The organism is Aminobacter sp. LjRoot7 (assembly GCF_964252895.1).
Classification (GTDB): Bacteria; Pseudomonadota; Alphaproteobacteria; order Rhizobiales; family Rhizobiaceae; genus Aminobacter; species Aminobacter aminovorans_B.
The window spans coordinates 1-25,090 of sequence record NZ_CAXUPX020000011.1; the positions used below are offsets into that span (position 1 = coordinate 1).

Sequence of the window (25,090 nt, forward strand, 5' to 3'; positions counted from 1 at the left end):
TCAATGATGACGGCCCGACCGCCAACAACGACACCTGGGCTTCGACAGTTACCGGCGCGACGGTTCTGACCGGCCTGTTTGCCAACGACGTGTTCGGTGCCGACGGCGTCGACATCGACAACAGCCCCGTCGTCGGCCAGGTGACCGTCACCCAGCCTGCCCATGGCACGGTGACGTACAACAATAACGGGACCTTCACCTACACGCCGACGGTACCTTACGTAGGTTCCGACAGCTTCACCTACACCATCAAGGATGGCGACGGCGACGTCTCGACCGCGACCGTGTCGTTGAACGTCCAGACCAACACCGTGCCGTCCGGCGGCGGAACCGTGTCCCTGACACTGAACGAAAGCGCTCTCGACACCACACTTGATGCCGCACCGACGCCGGCAGACCTTCACGCGGGGGCTGTCACCGGAACAACCCCGGGGAGCCGTGGCGAGACCGCGCAGGCGGCCAGCGGCATCACGTTTACCAGCTCCGGCGAGGCGATTGTTGTCGCATTCGCCAATCCCGTCGGTGACCCGAGCTGGGTCGCGCCAACGGTTTCCGGTCTGGCCGCCGGATATTCGATCAGTTGGGCACTGGTCGGCAACGAGCTCGTGGGCACGCTGATGCAGGGTGCCATCAATCTCGGGCCGGCGATCTATCTCTCACTGTCGAACACCACCGCAGGCGCCAACAGTTCGCTGACACCGGTTGTCACCGCAACACTGACCGATCAGCTCCAGCATCTTGTCGGATCCGGCAACATCACGGTCACCGGGCTCAAGGTCGTCGCGACGGACACCAGCGGCGACGAAGCCAGCGGCAACGTCAATCTCACCGTCGTGGATGATGCCCCGCTGCCGTTCACGCCCGACACTATCTTCGTGGAAAACACAACGCACACGGTTCTCACGGAGCAGATCAATTTCGCCCCGCGTGCCGGTGCCGATGGCGTCGGCGACGTGGTCTTCAATGTGGTCAACGATGCCGCTGTGAAGGACTCCACCGGCACGAACATCTTCATGAACGGCGAGCAGGTTTTCTACCGTGTCGTGGATACCCATACGGTGGAGGGAAGGACGTCGGTGGCCAATGGCGGCGACCTCGCCTTTACCGCAACGCTAAATCCGGCGACGGGCACCTGGACCTATACGCAGCATGCCACCATGTTTGCGGGCAACCAGTTCAACACGGCCCTGTTCAGCCCAAGCGGCGGAAACAACGAAGCGATCGTCCTAGATTCCACTGGTTCGACCAGCGACCTACTGGCGACTGGCAACGGCGCCAACTTCGTCAACACCAGCACGGGAAGCTGGGGTGTCGATGGCGGAAACAGCATCACCGGCGGGGAGAAGATCCGCTTCGATTTCGTCAGTAGTGGAGCCACGGATGGCACTCGCCCCGGAACGACGTATACGGGTCACTACGAGGTGGCGAGCTACACCCAAGGCATTGGTAATGTATCTGGCCCAGGGCTCGTATCCATTACGATCAGGCCGCTAAATGCGGACAACGACTCGTCCTACATCGGCGACGCGGCGGGAGAAACGACCGCGTTCGGCACCCTTGTAACGGTAGTCAATGGCTCCGGCGGAGCTGCGCCAACGGCAACATACAACGCCATCGATGGAACGTGGACGATCACGGGTCTCGCGCAGGGCGACACCTTTACCGTCATTGCAAACGCCGATCCGTTCAGCGCGATTGAAATCGGAGGAAACGCCGGCACCAATGACTTCAAGCTTGGTCCCGTCACCTATACGACGGCCAACGCCGTAACGCCTTTCGACATCTCCATCCCTGTTACGGCGACCGATGGCGATGGCGACACGGTCTCTGGCTCGGTGACGGCAAAATTGTCGCCGGACGGCAGCACATGGCAGGGGACCTCCGGCAACGATGCGCACACCACAACCGCTACCGAAACGACGCTCCTCGGCGAGGACGGCAACGACACGCTCAACGGGCTCAACGGCCTGGCCGATCTTCTTTCCGGTGGGCGCGGCGACGACACTCTCACCGGAAACTCGGGGAATGATATCCTGTTCGGAGGTTCGGGAGCGGACAGCCTGTTCGGCGGCGGCGACAACGACATCCTGATCGGCGGTTCAGGCCAGGATCTTCTATCCGGCGGCACTGGTGCGGACACGTTCAAGCTTGAGAATCTGGACATGGCCGACATCATCACCGACTACAGCGGTGCGGAGGGGGACAAGATCGATCTGACTGCCTTGTTCGACTCGGCCCCGGCGACGGTCGGAGACTACGTCAACTACGACGCTGGCACTGGCAAGCTTAGCGTCGACGTGGATGGAACTGCGAACGGTGCAAATTTTGTCGATGTTGCAACGCTCAGCAATACGCCGACGGCCATCACCGTCACTTTGCTGTACGATGATGGAAACACAACGCACACCATACAAGCGAACGTCATCTAGCTGTTGTTGCAAGGTGAGGCGCGCATGGGCGCGCCTCAAAGATTGGGTGACGAGAGGTCGCACACGTTGCCGGATCAACCGGAATTGGTTACGGCTTGACATGGGAATGTGGGGGGCGGTTGCCCGCGAGTTGACAGTCTCTTTTAGTCTGGGTTCAGCGCACTGAAAAAGGCACATGGTAATGGTAAGCACCGTCGCTGACACAAGGGACGAGCCTGGCGCTGCAGCGATGGACCCGGTCTTGACGGAGCGGTCCCACGATTCGATGCTCAGCGACTTGCCAATGCTTGCGCTGATACCGGTCGCCTCGGCCAACGCGGTGCCTAGCGACATTTTTGATGACGCTATTTTCGGTGAGGATATCGATATCTCTGACCTTATCTCGGCGCTCTCAGCCACGGCACCCAGCCACGCTGTCAATTCCTCGCAAGTTACCGAAATCGATGCGGAGCCCCCGCGGGGCGAAGACTTCGAAGCTGTGGGCATGTTTACGACTGCGCATTTTACCGTTCTCTTCGAGGACGACACTTCGTCTGGACACGGCACGCTTTGAGTTTTGAATGCGCCGGGACACTCCGGCGTCGATACGAATGGGACAACGGGTAACCGCATCACGAGCGGGGCAGGAGAGGAAAGGTATTTCTCATGGTATTCAATTGGAAGAAGTCAGCCATTACCGGCCTTTGTGTTTTCGCCTTTGCCGGGCAGGTGGCGGCGGCGGACCTGATCGACGTGCCGACGGCAAGCTATTGCCGCCTGGCAACGACGTCGGATCTGGCGCTGAACGAGAACATCGGCGAGGTGAAGACCGAAGTCGTGCGCATGATGGACGAGGCCGTGGCGGCAGCAAACAGCTCGCAATGGCTCGATTCCTCGCGCCCTGTCTTCGTCTGGGCATCGGAAGCCAAGGTCGCCTGCGGCAAGGCCTATGGCTACCTCAAGACCAACTATCGTGACGAAGACTACCTCAACAAATGCGAGTGCTTCCACAGCCGCATGGTGGAGTACATGAACTAGCCAGGCGCGCCGGCCGCCCTTGGCACGAACGAGCCCCGGCTCCCATGATGATGAGGCACCTCGCCCTGGCACTCCTGGCCAGCCTGGCACTTTCGGGCGCTGCATCTGCCGCGGTTCCGGAGCAGGTGCGGCCGCAAGCTGAAAGGCCGATCGGCGCCCGCGCCGAGCCTTGCGCTGGACAGGTCAGCGAGGCGGACAGGGAAACCTTCCGTGCGCTTGCAGCCTGCGAGGCCCGTGCAAAGGAGTTGCCGGCAGAGTTCGCGCTCGCCGTGATGGAAATCGAGAGTTTCTACGATCCCGAGGCACGCGGCGGCGATGGCGAAATCGGCCTGATGCAGGTGATGCCGGCGACCGCCCGGCTGATGGGGTTTCGCGGAACGCTCGACGAGCTGGCCGACCCCCGGACCAACATATCCCTTGGCGTGCGCTATCTCGCGGGCGCTTTCCGGCTGGCCGAAGGCGATCTCTGCACCACGGTGATGAAGTACCGCGCCGGCCATGCCGAAACGCGGTTTTCAGCCCTCTCGGTGCGCTATTGCCTCCGGGCCCGTGCGATACTTGAACGGGACGGTTTCAAGGTCACCGGTACGGTGCCCGAGGCGACATTCGGCTTCGCTTCCGTGGTCGGCCTGGGCGAGGTCAATGCCAAGGGATCGGCAGCGCCCAAGGGCGTCTGCGTCCGGAGGTCTTTCGTGCCAGGTCCGCGCTACATGCGCTGCGTCGAGTACCGACCAGCGGCACAGGCGCGTCATATCCGCAGCCTGCGCGCGAAGCTGTTCGGTGGCTAGCATGGCTGACACCATGGTTGCGGCATGAGCTTTCAGCGCGCCTTCTATTGCCACAGGAGCGGAAGCGTAGTCCCGTACTCCGTCCGGTCAGTATTTTTGCAACAGGTGGCTGGGACAATTACTGCTCCGGCTGAAAGCCCGGTGGAATGACGTGGACATTGCCCCACGCGATGAGCAGGTTGGAAGTCGGGGCGCGGGCTTGCGCTCCTGGGGAGGGATGATGAGGGGATCTACACGGCTGCGGCATGCCGCAGTGCTGGCTCTCGCCTTGGCGCTGCCGCTCGGCCTTGCTGCGTGCCAGTCCGGCACTGGCAGCGAAGACGTGCTGGGCTCCGCGGCCGACGGCCAGAATGCATCCCAGAACACGGTTGCCGAGAAGACCGGGCCGGCGAAATCGGGCGAAAGCCTCGGCAAAGGGCCGGTCAAGGTGTCGATGCTCCTGCCGCTGTCGGCAGGCGGGACCGCCGGCGACCGAGGCCGCAAGATGCGCGACGCGGCCGCCCTCGCCATGGCTGACCTCGGCAATGACCTGTTGACCCTGAACATAGAGGATACCGGCGGCGACGAAACTCGTGCGCGCACTTTGACGACGGGCGCCCTTGCTTCGGGTGCCAAGCTGGTCATCGGCCCTTCCGAGCAAGGAGCGGTGCGCCAGCTGTCTGCCGTATCGGGTGCCAACAGGCCGCTCGTTCTCGCGCTCGCCGAAAACTACGCCGGCGCCCCAGGCGTCTATTCGGTCCGGCTCAACGAGGCGGACAGCGCCGCAGCCGGTGCCGCCGCCATCGCCGCCAAGGGCGCGCGCAAGTTTGTCTTGTTCATGGCCGAAGGCGATGCTGGCAAGCCGATCGAAAAACGAGTTGCCAACAGCCTCAGCATCTACGGAGCGTCGCTGGCGGTGGCGCTACCTTTCGGCCCGTCGAGTGGCGGTTCGGAAAAGGCTGTCGCAGACATGATGGCGCTTGTCGACGATCCGCAGGCCATAGTCATCGCCAGCGGCAGCGCCAATCCTGCACCTCTGGTCTCGGCACTGAGGGCCAAGGGCATGCTCGGCAAGAACGTCTCGCTTATTGGCTCCACCCGCTGGCTCGAGCACGGCATCGGCGACCCAGCGCTACAGGGCGCCTACATCGCAACGCTAGACGCGGCGGAGATCGGGCCGATCGCCGACCGTTTCCGCAAAACCTACAACTACGAGCCAGACGTCAATGTCGCCTATGGCTACGATACTGTCGCGCTGGCCGCCGGCATTGCCAGCGCCATGGGTCCCAAGGGCTTTACGAAGAAGGTGATCGAAAACCCGACCGGCTTCCGCGGCTCGACAGGCGTCTTCCGCTTCCGCGATGACGGCGCTGGCGAACGGGCAATGCCCTTTTTTCGCATTGAAAATGGCAAGCTGAAGCAGATCGAGAAATCGACGTCAGGGTTCTGACAGCTCATCCCGTGCTGGCGTTGGATCTCCGTTTCGGCCGAGCAGCGTGACATCATGCGCGATAACGAACCCGCTAGCTTATTCGTCAATTCGAATCCCCTACCGTTCAGCCCGATACCTGCGCCCACCTGTGCTCTGCAGCTGTCGGTCACATCACCGAGCGGGAACGTCATCCGACCCGGCGGCGAGCTTGCGGCGGCTACGCGGCCGCCAAGCGCAGTTTGCTGGGCAAGACCTTGAAGTGGTCGCGAAAGCTTTTCGAGAAATGCGATGACGAGACGAAGCCGCAGGCAACCGCTATGTCCATGATCGGCATCGCCGTCAGCTCGATCAGTTGGCGGGCCTTGGCAAGCCGCAGGCCGAGATAATGCTGCCAGGGCGTCGTCGCGAGATGGCGCTCGAACAGCCGCTCGATCTGGCGGCGCGACAGCGAAACGCGCTCCGATATCTCCTCGAGCGACAGCGGCTCTTCGATGTGTTTCTCCATCAACTGGATGATGCGCAAAAGCTTCTTGCCGGTGTTGCCGTAGCGCAGGCCGGGTGGCACCGACTGGCAGGCTGCACCATCGCGCCAGCGGTCGGCGGTGACGTGCTGGCAGATGCTGCGCGCCAGCTCGGTGCCGCAGCGCTCCTGCACGATGTCGATGGCGAGGTCGAAGGCTGCCAACTCACCGGCGCAGGTGATGATCTGGCCATCGCGCACGAACAGCGCATCGTCGATAGCGAGATCGTAGAAGGTCTCGGAAAGTGCGGCCATCTTGCCCCAGTGGATGGTGCAGCGGGCGTCGCCGAGCATGCCTGCGTCGGCCAGCAGCCAGGTCGCGGTGCCCAAGGCATAGATCGGGAGTTGGGCGCGGCCGATGCGGCGCAGGCAGGCACGCAGTTCCTGCGAGCCGTGCCGTTCCACACCTTCTCCGGCGCAGATCGCCAACGCCGCCTGCGGCTCGAACGGCAGCGCCCTGGCCGCCTCGGCGAAGCTGCCGGAAACCTCGACCGAAATACCGCTGGCGCTCGCCACTGAGCGGCCGTCAAGGCTGACGAGCTTCCAGCGGAACAGCTCGGCAGCGGCGAGGGAATTCGCAACCCGCAATGGCTCGACCAGTGACGACAGGCAGAGCTGGGAAAAGCCCTGCAATAGCAGGATGGAGAACTCGGCAGATGCTTGCGCCACTTGGGACCGCGGCACCGGGCGCTGGAAACCCACGCCCGGCCAGCGGGCTGCCACATCGAAGTCCGTGTGCTTGCTTGGCGCGTTCATGTGGCCCTCCCGGCGCATGCGGCAAGGCAGGAGCTCGACTTTTCCCAGGCCAAAACCGTCGAGTCACAAATTGGCGCAAAACAACACAAAATGCAACATTGCAATTTGTGGCAAGCGTCACCCTTGGCAGTCCAGGCTCACTCCCCGACGGGCGCCACGGGCGCGGTCATGCTCAACAGCCAGTCACGGAATGCCGTCACCTTCGGTGTCCTGGCTTTCTGCGGCGTGGCAAGGAACCAGTAGGATCCGGCCCCGCGCAGGCGCTGCTCGAACGGCGCAACCAGCAGGCCGCTCGCCAGTTCGCGCTCGATGAGCGCCGTCCTGCCGAGCAACACGCCCTTGCCTTCGATCGCGGCCCTGATACCCATGATCGACTGGTCGAAGAACGAACCGGCCGATGTGTCGATGCCGGTTACGCCGACATGGGCGAGCCAGGTGTCCCAGTCCTCGTCATAGCCCGGTACATGCAGCAGGTCGCGTGCCCTGAGGTCCTCAGGCGAATTCAGCGTCTCGGCATATTTCGGCGCGCAGACCGGAAAAGTCTCGTCACGCAAAAGCAGCGTCGCCTCGCGCTTTGGCCAATTGCCCCATCCGAACTCGATAGCGGCATCGACCTTGCCCTCGCCATGGTCAAGCGCGGTGAGCCTGAGATCGATGGTCGGGTGTTGGGCGCGAAACAGGTCGAGCCGCGGCGCAATCCACTGGCTGGCGAAGGATGTCGGGACATGCACGACCAGCATCTCGCGCGTGCCGCGTCCGGCGATCCTGGCTGTGGCTTCATCGAGCAGGGCGAACGCACGGCCGAGCTCTTCGGCATAGCGACGACCGCGGTCGGTGAGCCTGACGCCATTGGCATGGCGATCGAACAGCTCCTTGCCGAGGCGAAGTTCCAGCGCCCTGATATGCTGGGAGATAGCCGAGGGCGTGACGTTCAATTCCGCGCCGGCGGCAGCAAAGCTGCCGAGCCGTGCCGCAGCCTCGAAGGCCCGGAGCCAGTTCAGGGGTGGTCGGGCGGAGGCCATGGCACCATTAGATTTTCTTACGCTTCCCCCAAGGTAATCGCGTTTGCTCGCACAGGCAAGAACGGTTCCAATCCGATGAGTTCAGCATCTGGGAGGCACTGCTATGAACATCCACTGGCTCCAGGGCTATCGTCCCGGCTACGGCCTGCCGCGTGATTTCTACACCAATCCGGAAATCTTCGCCGAGGAGCAGGCGCGCATCTTCCGCAACAGCTGGTTCTTCGCTGGTCATTCCGTCGAGCTGCCCAAGGCGGGCGACTACATGACGCTTGATGTCGGCGGTGCACCCGTTGTCGTGGTGCGTGACCGTGATGGCACGGTACATGCCCACCACAATGTCTGCCGCCACCGCGGCTCGATCATCTGCACCAAGGAAAGGGGCAAGGCCGCACGGCTGGTCTGCCCTTACCACTCCTGGTCTTACGCCCATGACGGTCAGTTGATTGGCGCGCCGATGATGGGCGAGGATTTCGACAAGTCGGCGCATGGTCTGAAGAAGGCGCATGCCGAGGAGTTTGACGGCCTGATCTTCGTCAACCTGTCGGACGAACCCTCCCCCTTCCACGAACTGCGCGACCACCTGTCGCCGATCCTGAAATCGCAAGGCATGGACCGGGCCAAGATCGCGCTGATCCGCGACTACGAACTCGACGTCAACTGGAAGATCGTCGTCGAGAACAACCGCGAGTGCTACCACTGCGAGGCCAACCACCATGGCTATGTCTCGGTGCAATACGATACCGAGAACGACAATCCCGACCTCAAGGACGAGATTTCAGAACGTCTGGCCGATTGCGCAATCCGCTGGGACAAGGCTGGTCTCGACACCGCCCGCGTCAACACCTCGTCTGACTATACCGCCGAATGGTTCCGCGCCAACCGCACCCCGGTGCGCAAGGGCATGGTCACCGAAAGCCCCGATGGACAGCTCGTCTGCGACGTCTTGATGGCCGGTTTCACTGATCCCGACATGGGCACGGCGCGCGCCAACACCAACATCAACTTCTGGTGCCACGCCAATTCCGACTATGCCCACACCGTGCGTATCACGCCGGTGTCGCCGGCCAAGACGATCGTGCGCGGCTACTGGTTGGTCGATGAAAAGGCCGTCGAGGGCCGCGACTACGATCCCGAGAAGATCGCCGCCTTCCACGACCAGGTGATGTCCGAAGACTGGGAGATCTGCCGCCGCCAATGGATCGGCATCACCTCCCCCGGCTTCGAACCAGGCCCCTATTCGCCGACCAAGGAAGCAAATGTCGATCGCTATGTCAGATGGTATGCGAGCCAGATGACGGGGTGATCGCAGCGCGCTGCAATCTCCCTCCCCCTTTGAGGGAGAAGAACTTCCGTCTCCATGATCGATCCTCCCAGGACGGTGCGAACAATGCTCTCCAGGCCGGAAATCCTGCTGCAGATAGCCGAGATCAAGGTGTTGACGCCGCGCGTGTCGGCCTATCGCCTGGTGTCGCCCCATGGCGAGCGATTGCCGACCTGGAGCGCGGGCGCGCATCTCAATTTCCGTCTGCCGAGCGGCCGAACACGCTGCTACTCGCTGTGCGGCGACCCTGCCAACAAGGCCGAATACTGGGTGGCGGTCCAGCGCGAGGAAAATGGCGAAGGCGGCTCGCTCGAGGTGGCGGAGACCTTTGCCCGCGGCGTGGTGGTTCGCGCCGACCCGCCGCGCAACGGCTTGCCGCTGGCCGAGGATGCACGGCACCACGTGCTCATTGCCGGTGGCATCGGCATCACGCCTGTTGTCGCGATGATCCACCATCTCAGGCGCAACAAGGCGAGCTATTTCATCCATGTCTGCGCCCGCACGCTGAAGGAGGTGGCGTTTCGCGATCTCATCCAGGCCGAGGTCGCAGCGGGGCAGGCGGCACTCCATCTCGACGGCAACGATCCGGCGCGCAGGCCTGACATGGGAGCGATGGTTGGCGCCGCCATCGACGGCACGCATGTCTATGCCTGCGGTCCCGCCGGGTTCCTGAAAGCCTTCGACCGCGCCACCGAAAGCTGGCCGCGCGGACAGGTCCACGTTGAAAGCTTCGCGCCCGAGACCAAACAGACCGAAGGTGACCGGCCGTTTGACGTGACCATCATTTCGACCGGAAAGACCATCCAGGTACCGGCAGGCACCACCTTGCTCGCTGCCCTGAAAGCCGCCGGCCACGACATTGCGACCAGTTGCCGGCAGGGCATCTGCGGCTCCTGCATGGTTGCCTATCTCGACGGCGAACCCGACCATCGCGACCAGGCTCTCACCGATGACGAGCGCCGCGAATTCCTCACCGTCTGCTGCTCGCGCGCCCGCTCGGCGAGCCTCACGCTTGATCTCTGAACCGGCCGGCACGCGCCGCCCCAACCAAATCAGCAATACCTCGCTCCCTGCGAGGACAGTCCCGAAAGGCCACCATGTCCAAGCTTCCCTCGCACGCCCGCATCGTCATCGTCGGCGGCGGCGCCATCGGCACCGCCATTGCCTATCACCTCGCCAAGGCGGGCGAGAAGGACGTGCTGCTCATAGAAAAGAACCAGCTGACCGCAGGCTCGACCTGGCACGCCGCAGGCCTGATGGGCCAGCTGCGCAGCAAGGTGAACCTGACCCGCCTGATGCAATACAGCGCCGACCTGTGCGCAAAAATCGGTGCCGAGACCGGCCAGGATGTCGGCTGGAAGAATGTCGGCAGCCTGCGCCTTGCCGCTTCCGACGCGCGTTGGGAAGAGCTCAAGCGGGCGCATACGGCCGCCAAGAGCTACGGCTTCGACATGGAGCTTGTCGGGCCCGACGAGGTGAAGCGGCTGTTCCCGCTCGTCGACACCAAGGACCTGCGCGGCGCAACCTGGATCGCCTCCGACGGCCATGTCGACCCCTACTCACTGACCCATGCCTATGCAAAGGGCGCGCGTGCGGGCGGCGTGCGCATCGTCGAGGGCGTCACCGTCACCGGCTTTGCCATCAAGGATCGTCGCATCACAGCGGTGAAGACCGCCGACGGCGACGTCGGCTGCGAGATCGTCGTCAACGCTGCAGGTTTGTGGGCGCGCCAGCTTGGTGAACTCGCCGGCATCGACCTGCCGATCACAGTCGTCGAGCACGAATATTTCGTCACCGAAAAGTCGCCTGCCGTGCCCGACGATCTGCCGACCCTGCGCGATCCTGACGCCAACTTCTACGTCAAGCCGGAGCCCGGTGCGATGGCGATCGGCGGCTGGGAAAAAGAGACGCGCGCCGCTTATGGGCTCGGCAAGCTGCCGATGAGTTTTGGCCAGGAGCTGTTCCCCGACGATCTCGAGCGCATCTCGGAAGTGATCGAGGGGGCGGCCAACCGCATTCCGATCCTTGGCGAACTCGGCGTGCGCGCCGTGGTCAACGGCCCGATCCCGATCTCGGCCGATGGCGAGCCTGTCATGGGCCTTGCCGGCAACTTCGAGAACTTCTTCGTTGCCTGCGGCTTCACTTCGGGCATCGCAGCTTCCGGCGGCGCGGGCCGCGCCATGGCCAATTGGATTGTCGAAGGCGACCCGGGCATGGACCTCTGGGCCTTCGACCTGCGCCGTTTCGGCCATCCGCATGGCGGGCTCGCCTATCTCAGGGACAGCGCCATCGAGGCCTATTCAAAGTACTACGCCATTGCCTGGCCGGAGGAGGAGCGCTCGGCCTGCCGGCCGCTGCGCCGCTCGCCGCTCTACCAGACGCTGACGGCACAAGGTGCTGTCAACGGCGTCAAGTTCGGCTGGGAGCGCCCCAACTACTTCCTCAAGCCTGGAGAGGCAAAGCCGCCGCTCGAAACCTTCGAACGCGCGCCCTATGCCGAGGTGATCGGTCGCGAGCACAGGATCGTGCGTGAGGGCGTGGCGCTGGTCGACCAGTCGTCCTTCTCGAAATTCGAGGTCGCGGGCCCAGGCGCGCTAGCCTACCTGCAGTGGCTGGCAGCGGCCAATGTCGACAAGGGCGACAATGCCGTCATCTACGCCCAATTGCTCAACAGGCGCGGCGGCATCGAGGCCGATCTCACCATCATGCGGCGTGGCGAAGATCGCTTCCATGTGGTCACCGGCTCGGCCTTCGGCACCCGTGACGGCGGCTGGATCCGCCGCCACATGCCGCGCGACGGCTCGGTGTCGGTGCATGACGTGACCGGCGCCTATGGCGTCATCAATCTCTGCGGGCCGCTGGCGCGCGAGGTGCTGGCCAAGGTGAACGAGCAAGATGTCTCGAATGAGGCCTTCCCCTACATGACCTGCCGCGAAATCCGTGTCGGCTGGGCTCCGGTCTTTGCCGCCCGCGTCACCTATGTTGGCGAGCTCGGCTGGGAACTGCATGTGCCAATCGAATACATGGCCTATGTCTATGAGGTGCTGCGCGATGCCGGTGCGCCGTTCGGCATCGCCGATGTCGGCTATAAAGCGATCTCCAGCCTGCGCATGGAAAAGCGCTACCTCTACTGGGGCGCCGACATCACGCCTGATGACACGCCGCTGGAAGCCGGCCTCGGCTTTGCAGTCGCAATGAAGAAGGGCGACTTCCAGGGCCGCGACGCGCTCGCGGCCCAGAAGGAGCGCGGGCTGACCCGCAAGCTCGCCTGTTTCCGGTTGGCGGATCCCCTGCCCGTCTATGGCGGCGAGGCGATGTCGGTGAACGGTCGCGTCGTCGGCATGACGACGAGCGGCGACTTCGGCCACACGATCGGTGCGTCCCTGGTCTTCGGGTATCTCAGGGGCGACGACATGGGCCTCAAGGAAATCGAGGTCGAGGCTTTCGGCCGTCGGAGCCGGGCCACCGTCGTCGAGCGTTGCGCCTACGATCCCGCGGGCGAACGCGTCCGCATCTAGCGCACCCGCAAGTCCGTCGGAAAAACGGCCAGAAGTCTCCCACATCAGAGCGCCGCGCGTCCGAACAGACCTACGGCGCTCTGATGTGGCGCCGCACTCCACATGCCACATATTGCAACATCTGCTTGCCATTGCAGGGGCAATGCCGCCACATTGGCCGCATGTCCGACTCGCAGAACCACAAGGCGCTCGCGCCGCGCCGCCACGACGAGATCCTGAGGCGGCTCACCGCCGACGGCTCGGTCGGCATTACCGAGCTTGCCGCCTTTTTCGATGTCTCGCGCGAGACAATCCGCCGTGACATGAAGTTCCTGGCCGAGCGCGGCCAACTCGACCTCGTCCATGGCGGCGCGACCCTGTTCGAAGCAACAGAGCCGGCGCTCACCCAGCGCAGCCAGGAGAATGCCGGCGGCAAGGCCGCAATCGGCCGGGCGGCGGCGGCACTTGTCGAGGACGGTATGGTGGTGTTCCTCGATTCCGGCACCACCACGCTTGCCGTAGCCCATGCGCTGACCGGCAAGCAGAACCTGACCATCTGCACCACCAGCCTGACGATCGCTTTGCACATGTGCCGCCAGCCACATGTGCGCGTGCACATGCTGGGCGGCGAGATCGACCCGTCAGAAGAGGCTGCGGTCGGCATCGACGCGCTCGACGCCATCGGCCGCTTCCGCATCGACGTCGCCTTCCTCGGCGGCGGCGCGTTGTCGCCTGACGGCGAGATCACCGACTTCACCCGCAACGGCGCCGAGCAGCGTTCGCGCATGGCAGCCACCGCCGCCCGCGCTTATTTCGTGCTCGACAGCTCCAAGTTCGGCCGTCTCACGCCGCTGCGCATCCAGCGCTTCGAACTCGCCGCCGGTGTCATCGTCGACGCCCCTCCCCCCGCCACCATGGTGGAAGCACTGGAGCGCAAGGGGCCGAAGGTGATCGTCGGGGAATAGATGGCGAAGCGGCGCGCGCCGTCGCTCCGCCTTTTGCGTGAACGTCAGGTCAGCTTCCGTCGCCGCTCCAGTTCCGCCTCGGTCGGCGTCTCGAACTCGAACGAGCCGGTGACGATGTCGCCGTCGCGGACATATTTGTTGACCGTCACGCCGGTGCCGGAAACCTTGGACGACACCAGCTTCAGCTTCGACGGCAGGGCGGCGTCGCCGAACAGGCGCTTGCCCTTGCCCAGCACCAGCGGGAAGATCGAGATGTTGAGTTCGTCGACGAGGTCGTTGGCGAGCAGGGTCTTGAGGAAATCGGTCGAGCCCTGGGTCAGCAGGTCCGGTCCGTCCTCTGATTTCAGCTTGCGCACGGCAGCGACGGCATCAGCCCCGAGCGAATGGCTGTTCTGCCAGCCGAGCTTCAACTCGGGATTTCGCGTCGCGACGTATTTGTTGATGCGATCGAACAGCGGGCCGATGGGGTCGTCGGCATCGACATAGGGCCAGTGCGCGGCGAAGATATCCCAAGTCTTGCGCCCGAGCAGAAGGTCGAACGGCCTGGCGAACATCTCGCCCACAGCCTCGGTCATCGTCTCGTCGAAATAGGGCGCGGCCCAGCCACCAAACTGGAAGCCGCCGATCGGGTCCTCTTCCGGTCCGCCCGGCGCCTGCATGATGCCGTCGAGGCTCATGAATGCACCCACCACGATCTTTCTCATGTCATTCTCCTTCATCGCCCCTGCCGGCTCTACGTCTTGAAGACGTTAAGCGGCGACCCGTTCCGACAGCGACGTGAAGAAATTTATGGCGTATTTCCGGCCTTTGCCAAACGGCCCAAACATGATGTGGTGATTTGTTGCATTTAATGTTGCATTTTGTTGCGAGCGCGATATGGTGACGACCATCACCTTTGGGAGGTCTTTTCATCATGGCGCAGGAATTCCCGACGCAGGCTCGCGTCGTCATCATCGGCGGCGGCATCATCGGCTGCTCGGTCGCCTATCACCTGACAAAACTCGGCTGGACCGATGTAGTCCTGCTCGAGCAGGGCCAGCTCAGCGGCGGCACCACCTGGCATGCTGCCGGCCTCGTCGGCCAATTGCGCAGCCACGCCAACATGACCAGCCTGATCAAATACTCGACCCAACTCTACAGCGAGCTCGAGGCCGAAACCGGTCTCGCCACCGGCTGGAAGAACTGCGGCTCGCTGTCGGTGGCGCGCTCGGCCGACCGCATGACCGTGCTGAAGCGCACTGCAGCCTCCGCCCGAGCGCAGGGCGTCGACATCGAGGTGATTTCGGCCAAGGAGGCGCAAGAGAAGTGGCCGGTCATGGCCATCGATGATCTCGTCGGCGCTGTCTGGCTGCCGGGCGACGGCAAGGCCAACCCGACCGACCTGACCCAGTCTCTGGCCAAGGGCGCGCGCAACCGCGGTGCGCGGGTCATCGAGCGTGTCCGCGTCACCGGCATCCAGACCAAGGACGGCCGCGCCACAGGCGTTTCGACCGACAAAGGCGACATTGCAGCGGAGATCGTGGTCAACTGCGCCGGGCAGTGGGCGCGCAAGGTCGGCGCGATGTGCGGGGTCACGGTGCCGCTGCATTCGGCCGAGCACATGTACATCGTGACCGGCAAGATCGAGGGCGTGCATCCCGACCTTCCGGTGCTGCGCGATCCCGATGGCTACATCTACTTCAAGGAAGAAGTCGGCGGCCTGGTCATGGGCGGCTTCGAACCCGAGGCCAAGCCGTGGGGTATGAATGGCATCCCCGACGATTTCGAATTCGCGCTTTTGCCCGACGACTGGGACCAGTTTGAGATCCTGATGCAGAACGCGCTGGTGCGCGTGCCGCAGCTGGAAACCTCCGAGGTCAAGAAATTCTATAACGGGCCAGAGAGCTTCACTGCCGACAACAACTTCATTCTCGGCGAGGCGCCGGAGCTCAAGAACTTCTTCGTCGGTGCTGGCTTCAATTCGATGGGCATAGCCAGTGCCGGCGGCGCCGGCCGGGCGCTGGCCGAATGGATCGTCAACGGTGCCGCGACCATGGACCTGTGGCCGGTCGATATCAGGCGCTTTGCCGGCTTCAACAACAATCCGCGCTGGCTGCACGACCGCGTCAAGGAAACGCTCGGCCTGCACTACGCCATGCCTTGGCCGAACCGTGAACTCGACACAGCCCGCCCCTTCCGCCGCTCAGCACTTTACGACCGGCTGGCCGCCAGGGGCGCCTGCTTCGGTTCCAAGATGGGCTGGGAGCGCGCCAACTGGTTCGCCGCCCCGGGCGAGAAGCCCGAGACACAATATTCCTTCGGCAAGCAGAACTGGCATGAGGCGGTGAAGCGCGAGATGAAGGCGACCCGCGAGGCCGCCGGCATCTTCGACCAGACCTCCTTCGCCAAGATTTTGGTGCAGGGCCGCGATGCAGCGTCAGTGCTCAACCGCATCTGTGCTGCCGACATCGATGTCGAGATCGGCCGCTCCATCTACACCGGCCTGCTGAATGAGCGCGGCGGCTATGAGAGTGACCTGACGGTCATGCGCATCGGCCGCGAGAAATTCCTGATCGTCACCGGCTCGGCTCAAGCCGTCCATGATGCCGACTGGATTTCCAAGAACATCCCCGAGGACGCCCATGTCACGTTGACCGACGTAACCTCGTCCTATGCGGTGCTGGCGCTGATGGGGCCACGCTCGCGCGATATCCTCGCCAAGCTCACCTCGGCGGATCTCTCCAACGCCGGCTTCCCATTTGCCACCATCCGCGAGATCGACATCGGCTACGCCACCGCCTACGCCAACCGCATGACTTATGTCGGCGAGCTTGGCTGGGAGCTGATCGTGCCGACCGAATTCGCCGTCGGCGTCTACGAGGCGCTGCACGAAGCGGGCAGCGAACACGGCCTGACCGACTGCGGCTACTATGCGCTCGAGGCGCTGCGCATCGAAAAGGGCTTCCGTGCCTGGAGCCGCGAGCTGACGCCCGACATCAACCCTTACGAGGCAGGGCTCGCCTTCGCCGTGTCGATGGACAAGCCTGGCGGCTTCATCGGCAAGGAGGCGCTGGTCGCCGCCAAGGCCAAGGGTAAGCTCACCCGCCGCATCGTACAGTTCACGCTCGACGATGCAGCACCCATGCTCTGGGGCGGCGAGCTGATCCTGCGCGACGGCAAGCCGGTCGGCGAGGTGCGCTCGGCATCCTACGGCCACACGCTCGGCCGCTCCGTTGCGCTCGGCCTGCTGCACAACGAGGCCGGCGTCGACAAGGGATTCATCGAAAGTGGGCGCTTCGAGATCGACCTTGCCGGCGAGCGCCATACAGCGACCGCCCATCTCAAGGCGCCCTACGATCCCAAATCCGAGCGCGTGCGGGCGGACAGCTCCGAACTGCGCGAAGCCGCCTGATCATTCACCATACCCACCCCACCTGCCCCTCCCGTTACGGGAGGGGCTTTTTCTTCGGCGTCAGGCTTCAGCCAGCTTGAGCATGGCGATGCCGGCAAGCACGACAACGACCCCGCCCAACCGCAACGGCCCAAGCGTCTCGCCAAACAGCACTACGCCCATGATGACCGTGCCGGCGGCGCCGAGGCCGGTCCACACGGCATAGGCAGTGCCGACGGGCAGAACCTCCATTACCTTGCCGAGCAGGTAGACGAAGGCCGCCAGCAGCAGCACCGAGACGACCGACCAGCCAAGGCGGGTGTAACCTTCGGCATATTTCATCGACACCGCCCAGGCGACATCGAGAACGCCGGCTACCACCAGCAGGGTCCAGGCAAGGCCCTGGCTCATGGTCAGGCCGCGAGCTTCATGCCTTCGGCCCGCATTGCCTCGCGCACCGTGGGCCTCGCACCGACGCGATCCATGTAGGCGCGCAGCTTCGGGAAAGCGGAAAGATCGACCTTAGCGAAGGCGGACCAGCCGACGATGGTGAAGAGATAGGCGTCGGCCGCGGTGAAGGTCTCGCCCATCAGATATGGGCCGCTGCGCTCCAGATGGCGTTCGACATAAGCGAGACGTTCGGCGATCTTGCCGCGCGCCACCTCCTGCGCCTGGGCGCCATACTCAGGATGGAACAGCCACGGGCTGTACATCTTGTGCAATTCCGTGGCGATAAAGTTGAGCCAGGACTGCAGCTGGTAGCGCTCGCGTGTGCCGGCCGCCGGTGCAAGCCTGGCCTCCGGCTTGAGGTCGGCAAGGTACTGCACGATCGCTGCCCCCTCGGTCAGGAGAGAACCGTCGTCGAGTTCGAGCACTGGCACATAGGCGTTCGGGTTCACCTTGGTGAAGTCGTGGCCGGCGCCAGTGACATGTGGCTTCTTGAAAATGTCGACGCGCTCTATGTCGAGCGTGATGCCGGCTTCCAGCGCCACGATGTGGGGCGAGAGCGAGCAGGTGCCGGTGGCGTAGTAGAGTTTCATGATCTGTCCTCTTGGGTTCTGACCCGACGGTCGGGGCTTCCGAGGACAAATGTATGCCTTGCGTAGTCGCAACGCTCGTTGGGTCTTTGCCAATAGCACTTGCATGACTGCAAACTCAGATCATGCTAGAAGGCAGCAATGGAAGACTGGAACGAATTCAGGCTGGTGCTGGCGGTCGCCCGCGCCGGCAGCCTCACCACGGCAGCCGGACAGCTCGGCATCGACCACTCGACGGTGTTTCGCCGGCTCAACGGGCTCGAACAGCGGTTGGCGGTGCGTGTGTTCGAGCGACTGCCCGGCGGCATCTACCAGCTGACACCGGCAGGCGAACGCATGGCCGCTGCCGCCGAGCGCATGGAAGACGAGGCGCTGGCGCTGGCGCGCGACATTGCCGGCGCGGATGGCCGGCTGTCCGGACGGTTGCGCGTCACCTCGTCGGAAACGCTCGCCTATTCCAGGCTGACGAAGCACCTTGCCGAGTTCCGCGCCGTCCATCCCGGCATCGTCGTCGAGCTGGCCATCGAAAACCGTGTTCTCAGCCTGTCGCGCCGCGAAGCCGACGTGGCGCTGCGGCCGATCCGGCCAAAGGAAGGCGACCTCTGGGGCCGCAAGCTCGCTGGCGTCGCCTGGACCTTCTTCGCCTCGCCGGCCTATCTCGACGCCCGCGATGGCCCGATCCGCGAAACGTCAGCGCTCGGCCCGCACGCCCTGATTGGTTGGGAGGAGACGGCGGGCGGCATCATGGCCGCCGACTGGCTGGACCGGAACGTCTCGGCCGAGCGATTCGTCTACCGCACCAACAGCCTGGTTAACCAGTCAGTGGCGGCTCGCGCCGGCATCGGCCTGGCGCTCCTGCCCTGCTATCTCGGCGACGGCGAGCCGGGGCTGGTGCGTGCGCTGACCGAGCCGATCGAAGAACTCGCCGGCGAACTCTGGATCGTCACCCATTCCGATCTCAAGGGTACAGCCCGCGTCCGCGCGTTTTTCGATGTCGTTGGCGAGGGACTTGTCCGCGAGCGGGAGCTTTTCGAAGGCAGGCGGCACTTGTAGTCAGTGCCATGCTGGAGGGTCGGCAGCCGTGCAGCTTTTGTCACTTGCAGTCAGAACCAAACAATGGCTCGCTGGCCGAAACTGCAAGATGCGGAACGAAGGGAGGAGCAGCCATGCTTTATGCCATCCTGGCGTATCACGCCGAGGGAGTGGTCGAGTCCTGGACCGAGGAGGAAGACGCAGCACTGATGGAGGATCTGCTCGAGGTCAACGATCGTCTTGTCAGCGAGAAGCATCTCGGGCCGGCGGCGCGTCTCGGGCCGACAGACAGCGCGGTCACGCTGAGGGGAAAAGGTCTCGGACTGGTCACCGATGGTCCGTTCGCCGAGACCAAGGAGCAGCTGCTCGGTTTCTACGTGGTCGACTACCCCAGCATGGACGGCGCGGTGGCTGCGGCGCGCGAGCTGCGTTCCGCCAATCCGACCGCAGTCTATGAAATACGGCCAATCATGCTCTATGTTCCCGGCGCTTCGATCGCCGCCGGCGACGGCTAGCAAGCATTCTCCTTAGGTTTCGGCTCGCTCTTCAGCGGCGGCACATCACGCCTGCGCTGCGAGGCATTCGGTGATCGTCTGACGTCCGGCTCCCGCCATGGTCTGCAAGGCACGGCGCACGCCCGGCATTTGGAGGTCTCCCGCGCCAAGCACGCGGGCAACGAGGCAAGCGCTCAGGGCCAGGAGCTGCAGGAAGGTTGATGCCGTTTTCATAGCCATCGCCAGTCAATAGCGACCTGCCTGAAGCCCGGAGGCTTCAGCACATGGTTCGGTTGCTTAAGTCTGCGAATGTTCGGATGGCGGCCGATTGCCGATCTGATCCGAAGTCAGATAATTCCTAGCATGAAATCTTGTTTCATTCCAGAGAAATTTTCGGCAACATGTTGAGTTCCGGGAACGGCCAGATTGCTAGGACCATGCCCGGGCCGGCGAGCCTATCGTCCTGACCAGAATTGCGATCGATACGGCAAACAGCAGATAGGCCAGAGCCGCCTCCTGCGCACCTGTGGGCAAGCCCACCAGAAGCAGCGTGTCGTTGCCACCAGGGATAAGTGCCGCCCCGCCTCCCATCAGCGCCCCTCCGGCGAGGCGCCGAAGCGCGCCGCGGAGGCCCGGCCACTTGATCCTGCTGCGGCCTGTCTCCAACCAGCGACTGCCAATGCTGCCGACAAACATCGCCACAGTAACAGCTATGGATGCCCATGGAAGAGATTGAGCATGCGACAGCGCGATGGACCAACCCGGCTTGAGCAGTACGATCGTCGCATAGGCCACGCCGACGGCAAGCATAGTGCATGTCATCTTCAGATAGGACGCGACGTTGTTTCGCTGGATCGCAAAGCGCAGGACGGCAATACCGACCAGCATCAACAGGGTGACCGGCGCCGCAAGCTGAAGTGACATCGACGACGTCATGACTGCGGGCAACAGATTTGCCAGGCTTGCGACCGTCGAGACGGCATACATGCCGAGGAACGTAAAGCCGAACTGGGTATCGCCATTGCCGAGATGACCGACGCTGCCGAAGGCGCAGGCGCCGTTCACGAAAGCTCCAACACCGAAGATCACACCGCCGGTTGCCGCATAAGCCAACGTCGCCCAATGCGCCTGCGGCCCGGACGTCAGTTGCCAAGCCGCGTAGATGAGCGCGCCCCAGAGCGTGCACTCGAAGAATGCCACGAAGCGCGCCGGCTTGCGCTCCTGGAGGAGCTCGGTCATGGCGATCACTGCGCAGGTCGAACTTCTGTTGAGGACAAAGCCGAGCGAGAAGGCCAGCGAGAGCAGCAGCAAGAGGACCACGATCTCAGGAATGGCGCGCCTCCCAGGCTGGTGTGGAGCAACCAGCCTAACATAGGTCGCCGGCAGACGCTTACCCGGCCGCCATCGACCTGGCTATATCGAGGAAAACCCGCACCAGCTTGCCGCCGCTGCGCTCCTTGAGGCAGATCAGCGCCTCGTCCATCAGCATTTCGGGCGCGGCGATCGGGATCTGGACCAGTCGGACGTCCTGTCCGAACTCTGCCGCCGACACGAAGCCGACGCCAGCACCCGAGGCGACGATCTCGCGCACCGCCTCGCGGCCTTCCGCCTCGATCGCCGGCTTGAACTCATAGCCTTCCTTCGAAGCGAGGTCCTCCAGCTTGGCGCGGGTCTTGGAGCCGCGTTCGCGCATCACCAGCGGCAGCAACGATAGCTCGTGCAGCGACAGTGACTTGGCCTGAGCCAGCGGATGATCGGTCGAAACGAAGGCTACGATCGGCGTCGAGTTGAGGTTGACGATCTCGAAGTCGCGGCCCGTCGGAATTTCGCCGAGCACGCCAATGTCGGCCTCGTAGCTGTAGAGGCTGGAAATGACCGTCTCGGTATTGCCGGCGCGAACCGAGACCTGGATACCGGGATATTTCTGGCGGAATTGGCCGAGAATGTGCAGCAGATGATGGGCGGCGTCCGCGACGATGCGCAGGGTGCCTGAGCGCAGCGCGCGGGATTCCGACAAAAGCTCGAGCGCCTGCTGTTCTGTGTCGAACATGCGCCGGGTGATTTCGAGCAGTTGCAGGCCCGACGCCGTCGGCGTCACCTGCTTCTTGTGACGGTTGAACAGCAGCACGTCATACTCTTCCTCCAGCTTGCGCACCTGGTCGGAAATCGCCGGCTGGGTAAGAAACAGCATCTCGGCGGCGCGCGAAAAGCCACCGCACACCGCGACATAGTGAAAAGCCCTGAGCTGTACGTACCGCATGTCCGATCCCTGATATCAGGGCAGAATAGCAATAAACTGAGACGATAGAAACATCGAAACTAACGATTTGATTTATGGCACGACATGCCGAGGATAAGGCAGGCGCCACCCTTGCGCGCCGCGCGTTGGGAGGCACGGCACCATGCATCTTCTGTACATCCTGCTGCAGCTGGCTGGCGCCATCATGCTTCTGCTCTGGGCCGTGCGCATGGTGCGCACCGGCGTCGAGCGCGCGCATGGCGCACTGCTACGCGAGGCGCTGCGTGGCGCCACCAAAGGGCGGATACGCGCGGCGGCGGCCGGCACCGTGCTCGCCGTCATGTTGCAGAGTGCCACCGCCGTCGCCGTGCTTGCAGCGGGTTTCGCTGCCACTGGCGTGATGACCGTTTCGGGTGGGCTTGCCGTCATGCTGGGCGCCGATGTCGGCTCTGCACTGGTGGTGCAGGCGTTGTCCTTCGACCTCAGCTGGCTGGTACCGCTGCTGCTTTTCGCTGGCGCCACGATGTTCCTCAAGGTCGAGGCCCGCATCGTCAAGCAGACCGGGCGCACTCTGCTCGGCATCGCCTTCATCCTGATCTCGCTGCGGATGGTCGGCGAAGCGACTGCACCGATGCGTCACAGCGCGCTTCTCCCGATGGCGATCGACTATCTGCGCGGCGATCCGGTGACGGCCTTCGGTGCAGCTGCCCTGTTTACCTGGCTGATCCACTCCAGCGTCGCCTCGGTGCTTTTGTTCATGTCGATGGCGGCACAGGGCGTGCTACCGGCAGAGGTGGCGCTGCCGATGATCCTCGGCGTCAATCTGGGTGCCGGACTGGTCGCTGTCGGCTTGACCCGCGGCCAGGCAATCGAAGCTCGGCGCATCCCGCTGGGCAACCTGATCTTCCGGGCAACGGCAGCGGTCGCCATTCTGGTTGGCCTGCAGGTGGCTAGCCTGCCGATGTCCTGGTTCGGCGAAACAGCTGCGCGCCAGGTGGTCAATTTGCACCTCGCCTTCAACCTTGCCTTGCTGGTCGTCTGCCTGCCCTTCACCGCGGCAATGGAAAGACTGTCGCGGTTGATCCTGCCCGACGCGCCGGCAGGCGACGAGACATTCGACCTGATGTCGCGGCGCAAAAGTGCGCTCGATCGCACCGTCATCAAGATGCCGAGCGTGGCGCTGGCGAGCGCCACCCGCGAGGTGCTGCGCATGGCCGAAACGGTGGAGATCATGCTCCGGCCAGTCATGGAGTTGTTCGAGAGCGGCGACAAGGCGCGCGTGGCGCAGCTGCGCCGGCTCGACGAGGAGGTCAACCGCGCCCACACCGACATCAAGCTCTACATCGCCGAGGTCAACCGTGGCACGATGAGCCAGGACGAGGCGCGCCGCGGCATCGAGCTCACCGACCTCGCCATCAATCTCGAACATGCCGGCGACATCATCGCCAAGAACCTTCTGGTGCTGGCCGAGGAGAAGAGCGACAAGAGGCTGAGCTTCTCCAGGGAAGGCTGGTCGGAGCTGACGGCCCTGCATGACCGCGTGCTCGCCAACATGCAGATCGCCATGAACGTTCTGGTGTCAGGCGACCTCGAAGCGGCGCGCCAGCTGGTGGTCGAGAAGGAGCGCATGCGCAAGCTTGAGCGCGACAGCCACGAACGCCACCTGAAGCGCCTGCAGTCGGGTACCGTACAGAGCATCGAGACCAGCGACATCCATCTCGAAGCGGTGCGGGCGTTGAAGGAGTTCAACTCGCTGCTCGTCTCGGTCGCCTACCCGATCCTGACCCAGAGCGGCGACCTCTTGGAAAGCCGGCTGGCCAAGACGGCGTGAACAGATTTCCCCGATGTCATCAGCACATCATCATTCAGACTTATCATTGGATACGAAATAACGATTGTACATATGGATCACGGGATTCCAAGGTGAGCCATAGGCAATCTCAGGATGACGGCGAGGAGACGAAAATGCTGTCCGAACATAAGCTTGCGGCTCAGGCCCCCTTCCCCGCTCCGGCATTGGGCGAGCCCTACCTGCTCACCCCCGGGCCGTTGACCACCTCCTATGCCGTCAAGCAGGCGATGCTGCGCGACTGGGGCTCATGGGACGGCGACTTCCGTGCGATGACGTCGGAGATGCGCCAGCGGCTGCTCGCCATGCTCGGCGACGGAAACGGCGAATTCGACTGCGTACCGATGCAAGGCTCGGGCAGCTTCGCCGTCGAGGCAATGCTCGGCTCCTTCGTGCCACGCGACGGCAAGGCACTGGTGCTGGTCAACGGCGCCTACGGCCAACGCATCGTCCAGACGCTCGGTTATCTCGGCCGCGACCACGTCGCCATCGACAAGGGCGACTACATGCCGCCGCGCGGCGACGAGGTTGCCGCAGCGCTCAATGCCGACCCCGCCATCACCCATGTCATCCTGGTTCACTGCGAGACCAGCTCCGGCATCCTCAACCCGGTCGCCGAGATTTCCGAGACCGTCTATGCTAAGGGCCGCAAGTTCCTGGTCGACTCGATGAGCGCCTTTGGCGCGATCCCGCTCAACGTCAGCGAGATCCGCTACGAGGCGATGGTCTCCTCGGCCAACAAGTGCATCGAGGGTGTACCCGGCTTCGGCTTCATCATCGCCCGCAAGAGCGAACTTGAGGCCGCCAAGGGCCGCAGCCACTCGCTCAGTCTCGACGTGCACGCCCAGTGGGCGCACATGAACAAGACCGGCCAGTGGCGCTACACCCCGCCGACGCATGTGGTCGCGGCCTTCCTCGAGGCACTGCGCCAGCACGAGGCCGAGGGCGGCGTTGCCGGCCGCGGCGCCCGCTATATCAGAAACCGCGACGTCATGGTGGCAGGCATGCGCGAGCTCGGCTTCGAGACGCTGCTCAAGGACCGCTGGCTGTCGCCGATCATCGTCACCTTCTTCTGCCCAGCCCATCCGGACTTTGCCTTCGACCGCTTCTACGAGCTGATGAAGGAAAAGGGCTTCATCATCTATCCGGGCAAGCTGACAGTGGTGGACAGCTTCCGCGTCGGCTGCATCGGGCGGATGGACGAACACGTCATGCGCAAGGTGGTGGAGGCCGCTGGCCAGTCCCTGCGCGAAATGGGCGTCGACACCGCAGCTCCCCCGGCTGCAGCAATCGCCGAGCGCGCCAAGCTCGCCGCCTGATAACAAGAAGATCACAAAGGACCT

General features: G+C 63.6%; 22 protein-coding genes. 14 read left to right on the plus strand and 8 right to left on the minus strand.

What is annotated here, in order from left to right; all coding sequences use genetic code 11:
• The 5 genes from ACSQ3E_RS24900 to ACSQ3E_RS24920 all read left to right on the plus strand — a co-directional run.
• Nucleotides 1-2,429: Ig-like domain-containing protein (locus ACSQ3E_RS24900; protein WP_436124700.1), on the plus strand; the 2,429-nt coding region annotated here is incomplete at its 5' end.
• 283 nt (nucleotides 2,430-2,712) lie between these two features.
• Nucleotides 2,713-2,982: a hypothetical protein gene (locus ACSQ3E_RS24905; RefSeq protein WP_436124701.1), complete on the plus strand. Its 270-nt coding sequence runs from the start codon at nucleotides 2,713-2,715 to the stop codon at nucleotides 2,980-2,982.
• Between the two features lie 92 nt (nucleotides 2,983-3,074).
• Nucleotides 3,075-3,446 carry a hypothetical protein gene (locus ACSQ3E_RS24910; protein ID WP_436124702.1) on the plus strand — a complete coding sequence of 124 codons (372 nt, stop codon included), beginning with the start codon at nucleotides 3,075-3,077 and terminating at the stop codon, nucleotides 3,444-3,446.
• A gap of 44 nt (nucleotides 3,447-3,490) precedes the next feature.
• Nucleotides 3,491-4,234 (plus strand): lytic transglycosylase domain-containing protein, encoded by a 744-nt coding sequence (locus ACSQ3E_RS24915; protein ID WP_436124703.1) that lies wholly within the window; start codon nucleotides 3,491-3,493, stop codon nucleotides 4,232-4,234.
• Nucleotides 4,235-4,454: 220 nt separating this feature from the next.
• Entirely contained in the window at nucleotides 4,455-5,663 is a 1,209-nt protein-coding gene (locus ACSQ3E_RS24920) for an ABC transporter substrate-binding protein (RefSeq protein WP_436124704.1), read from the plus strand.
• Between the two features lie 199 nt (nucleotides 5,664-5,862).
• Here the strand turns inward: ACSQ3E_RS24920 and ACSQ3E_RS24925 are convergent, their stop codons facing one another.
• Both ACSQ3E_RS24925 and gcvA read right to left on the minus strand, forming a co-directional pair.
• A complete protein-coding gene (locus ACSQ3E_RS24925; protein ID WP_436124705.1) occupies nucleotides 5,863-6,921 on the minus strand; it encodes a GlxA family transcriptional regulator in 1,059 nt (352 codons plus the stop codon).
• 137 nt (nucleotides 6,922-7,058) lie between these two features.
• Nucleotides 7,059-7,943: a transcriptional regulator GcvA gene (gcvA, locus tag ACSQ3E_RS24930; RefSeq protein WP_436124706.1), complete on the minus strand. Its 885-nt coding sequence runs from the start codon at nucleotides 7,941-7,943 to the stop codon at nucleotides 7,059-7,061.
• Nucleotides 7,944-8,046: 103 nt separating this feature from the next.
• Here gcvA and ACSQ3E_RS24935 point away from each other — a divergent pair, with 103 nt between their 5' ends.
• From ACSQ3E_RS24935 to ACSQ3E_RS24950, 4 genes are all read left to right on the plus strand, one after another.
• Nucleotides 8,047-9,246, plus strand: a complete 1,200-nt coding sequence (locus ACSQ3E_RS24935) for an aromatic ring-hydroxylating oxygenase subunit alpha (RefSeq protein WP_436124707.1) — start codon at nucleotides 8,047-8,049, stop codon at nucleotides 9,244-9,246.
• Between the two features lie 84 nt (nucleotides 9,247-9,330).
• Entirely contained in the window at nucleotides 9,331-10,287 is a 957-nt protein-coding gene (locus ACSQ3E_RS24940; RefSeq protein WP_436124708.1) for a PDR/VanB family oxidoreductase, read from the plus strand.
• 74 nt (nucleotides 10,288-10,361) lie between these two features.
• The gene (locus tag ACSQ3E_RS24945) at nucleotides 10,362-12,782 is read left to right on the plus strand and encodes a GcvT family protein (protein WP_436124709.1); all 2,421 of its coding nucleotides are present in this window, start codon (nucleotides 10,362-10,364) and stop codon (nucleotides 12,780-12,782) included.
• A gap of 161 nt (nucleotides 12,783-12,943) precedes the next feature.
• Entirely contained in the window at nucleotides 12,944-13,726 is a 783-nt protein-coding gene (locus ACSQ3E_RS24950; protein ID WP_436124710.1) for a DeoR/GlpR family DNA-binding transcription regulator, read from the plus strand.
• Nucleotides 13,727-13,770: 44 nt separating this feature from the next.
• Here ACSQ3E_RS24950 and ACSQ3E_RS24955 read toward each other — a convergent pair whose 3' ends face one another.
• The gene (locus ACSQ3E_RS24955) at nucleotides 13,771-14,430 is read right to left on the minus strand and encodes a dihydrofolate reductase family protein (protein ID WP_436124711.1); all 660 of its coding nucleotides are present in this window, start codon (nucleotides 14,428-14,430) and stop codon (nucleotides 13,771-13,773) included.
• A 209-nt stretch (nucleotides 14,431-14,639) separates the two neighbouring features.
• Between ACSQ3E_RS24955 and ACSQ3E_RS24960 the strand changes: the two genes are divergently transcribed.
• Nucleotides 14,640-17,117 (plus strand): GcvT family protein, encoded by a 2,478-nt coding sequence (locus ACSQ3E_RS24960; RefSeq protein WP_436124712.1) that lies wholly within the window; start codon nucleotides 14,640-14,642, stop codon nucleotides 17,115-17,117.
• A 60-nt stretch (nucleotides 17,118-17,177) separates the two neighbouring features.
• Here the strand turns inward: ACSQ3E_RS24960 and ACSQ3E_RS24965 are convergent, their stop codons facing one another.
• Nucleotides 17,178-17,507: a DMT family transporter gene (locus ACSQ3E_RS24965; protein ID WP_436124713.1), complete on the minus strand. Its 330-nt coding sequence runs from the start codon at nucleotides 17,505-17,507 to the stop codon at nucleotides 17,178-17,180.
• 2 nt (nucleotides 17,508-17,509) lie between these two features.
• Nucleotides 17,510-18,136, minus strand: a complete 627-nt coding sequence (gene gstA / locus ACSQ3E_RS24970; RefSeq protein WP_436124714.1) for a glutathione transferase GstA — start codon at nucleotides 18,134-18,136, stop codon at nucleotides 17,510-17,512.
• 138 nt (nucleotides 18,137-18,274) lie between these two features.
• Between gstA and ACSQ3E_RS24975 the strand changes: the two genes are divergently transcribed.
• Together ACSQ3E_RS24975 and ACSQ3E_RS24980 are read left to right on the plus strand one after the other, a co-directional pair.
• Nucleotides 18,275-19,186, plus strand: coding sequence for a LysR family transcriptional regulator (locus tag ACSQ3E_RS24975; protein ID WP_436124715.1), 912 nt, complete (start codon nucleotides 18,275-18,277; stop codon nucleotides 19,184-19,186).
• Nucleotides 19,187-19,299: 113 nt separating this feature from the next.
• Entirely contained in the window at nucleotides 19,300-19,680 is a 381-nt protein-coding gene (locus ACSQ3E_RS24980) for a YciI family protein (RefSeq protein ID WP_310323553.1), read from the plus strand.
• A 45-nt stretch (nucleotides 19,681-19,725) separates the two neighbouring features.
• Here the strand turns inward: ACSQ3E_RS24980 and ACSQ3E_RS24985 are convergent, their stop codons facing one another.
• From ACSQ3E_RS24985 to ACSQ3E_RS24995, 3 genes are all read right to left on the minus strand, one after another.
• A complete protein-coding gene (locus ACSQ3E_RS24985) occupies nucleotides 19,726-19,893 on the minus strand; it encodes a hypothetical protein (protein WP_310323556.1) in 168 nt (55 codons plus the stop codon).
• Between the two features lie 195 nt (nucleotides 19,894-20,088).
• Nucleotides 20,089-20,970, minus strand: a complete 882-nt coding sequence (locus tag ACSQ3E_RS24990; RefSeq protein ID WP_436124716.1) for a YeeE/YedE thiosulfate transporter family protein — start codon at nucleotides 20,968-20,970, stop codon at nucleotides 20,089-20,091.
• A gap of 79 nt (nucleotides 20,971-21,049) precedes the next feature.
• Entirely contained in the window at nucleotides 21,050-21,919 is an 870-nt protein-coding gene (locus ACSQ3E_RS24995; protein WP_310323561.1) for a LysR substrate-binding domain-containing protein, read from the minus strand.
• A 142-nt stretch (nucleotides 21,920-22,061) separates the two neighbouring features.
• Here ACSQ3E_RS24995 and ACSQ3E_RS25000 point away from each other — a divergent pair, with 142 nt between their 5' ends.
• Both ACSQ3E_RS25000 and ACSQ3E_RS25005 read left to right on the plus strand, forming a co-directional pair.
• The gene (locus tag ACSQ3E_RS25000) at nucleotides 22,062-23,729 is read left to right on the plus strand and encodes a Na/Pi cotransporter family protein (protein WP_436124717.1); all 1,668 of its coding nucleotides are present in this window, start codon (nucleotides 22,062-22,064) and stop codon (nucleotides 23,727-23,729) included.
• A gap of 134 nt (nucleotides 23,730-23,863) precedes the next feature.
• The gene (locus tag ACSQ3E_RS25005) at nucleotides 23,864-25,066 is read left to right on the plus strand and encodes a 2-aminoethylphosphonate--pyruvate transaminase (protein WP_436124718.1); all 1,203 of its coding nucleotides are present in this window, start codon (nucleotides 23,864-23,866) and stop codon (nucleotides 25,064-25,066) included.
• Nucleotides 25,067-25,090: the final 24 nt, after the last annotated feature.

Excerpts from the sequence above, each read along its gene's own strand:
- ACSQ3E_RS24905 (WP_436124701.1), top strand. The coding sequence starts at position 2,713 with ATGCTTGCGCTGATACCGGTCGCCTCGGCCAACGCGGTGCCTAGCGAC.
- ACSQ3E_RS24910 (WP_436124702.1), top strand. The coding sequence starts at position 3,075 with ATGGTATTCAATTGGAAGAAGTCAGCCATTACCGGCCTTTGTGTTTTC.
- ACSQ3E_RS24915 (WP_436124703.1), top strand. The coding sequence starts at position 3,491 with ATGATGATGAGGCACCTCGCCCTGGCACTCCTGGCCAGCCTGGCACTT.
- ACSQ3E_RS24920 (WP_436124704.1), top strand. The coding sequence starts at position 4,455 with ATGAGGGGATCTACACGGCTGCGGCATGCCGCAGTGCTGGCTCTCGCC.
- ACSQ3E_RS24925 (WP_436124705.1), bottom strand. The coding sequence starts at position 6,921 with ATGAACGCGCCAAGCAAGCACACGGACTTCGATGTGGCAGCCCGCTGG.
- gcvA (WP_436124706.1), bottom strand. The coding sequence starts at position 7,943 with ATGGCCTCCGCCCGACCACCCCTGAACTGGCTCCGGGCCTTCGAGGCT.
- ACSQ3E_RS24935 (WP_436124707.1), top strand. The coding sequence starts at position 8,047 with ATGAACATCCACTGGCTCCAGGGCTATCGTCCCGGCTACGGCCTGCCG.
- ACSQ3E_RS24940 (WP_436124708.1), top strand. The coding sequence starts at position 9,331 with ATGCTCTCCAGGCCGGAAATCCTGCTGCAGATAGCCGAGATCAAGGTG.
- ACSQ3E_RS24945 (WP_436124709.1), top strand. The coding sequence starts at position 10,362 with ATGTCCAAGCTTCCCTCGCACGCCCGCATCGTCATCGTCGGCGGCGGC.
- ACSQ3E_RS24950 (WP_436124710.1), top strand. The coding sequence starts at position 12,944 with ATGTCCGACTCGCAGAACCACAAGGCGCTCGCGCCGCGCCGCCACGAC.
- ACSQ3E_RS24955 (WP_436124711.1), bottom strand. The coding sequence starts at position 14,430 with ATGAGAAAGATCGTGGTGGGTGCATTCATGAGCCTCGACGGCATCATG.
- ACSQ3E_RS24960 (WP_436124712.1), top strand. The coding sequence starts at position 14,640 with ATGGCGCAGGAATTCCCGACGCAGGCTCGCGTCGTCATCATCGGCGGC.
- ACSQ3E_RS24965 (WP_436124713.1), bottom strand. The coding sequence starts at position 17,507 with ATGAGCCAGGGCCTTGCCTGGACCCTGCTGGTGGTAGCCGGCGTTCTC.
- gstA (WP_436124714.1), bottom strand. The coding sequence starts at position 18,136 with ATGAAACTCTACTACGCCACCGGCACCTGCTCGCTCTCGCCCCACATC.
- ACSQ3E_RS24975 (WP_436124715.1), top strand. The coding sequence starts at position 18,275 with ATGGAAGACTGGAACGAATTCAGGCTGGTGCTGGCGGTCGCCCGCGCC.
- ACSQ3E_RS24980 (WP_310323553.1), top strand. The coding sequence starts at position 19,300 with ATGCTTTATGCCATCCTGGCGTATCACGCCGAGGGAGTGGTCGAGTCC.
- ACSQ3E_RS24985 (WP_310323556.1), bottom strand. The coding sequence starts at position 19,893 with ATGAAAACGGCATCAACCTTCCTGCAGCTCCTGGCCCTGAGCGCTTGC.
- ACSQ3E_RS24995 (WP_310323561.1), bottom strand. The coding sequence starts at position 21,919 with ATGCGGTACGTACAGCTCAGGGCTTTTCACTATGTCGCGGTGTGCGGT.
- ACSQ3E_RS25000 (WP_436124717.1), top strand. The coding sequence starts at position 22,062 with ATGCATCTTCTGTACATCCTGCTGCAGCTGGCTGGCGCCATCATGCTT.
- ACSQ3E_RS25005 (WP_436124718.1), top strand. The coding sequence starts at position 23,864 with ATGCTGTCCGAACATAAGCTTGCGGCTCAGGCCCCCTTCCCCGCTCCG.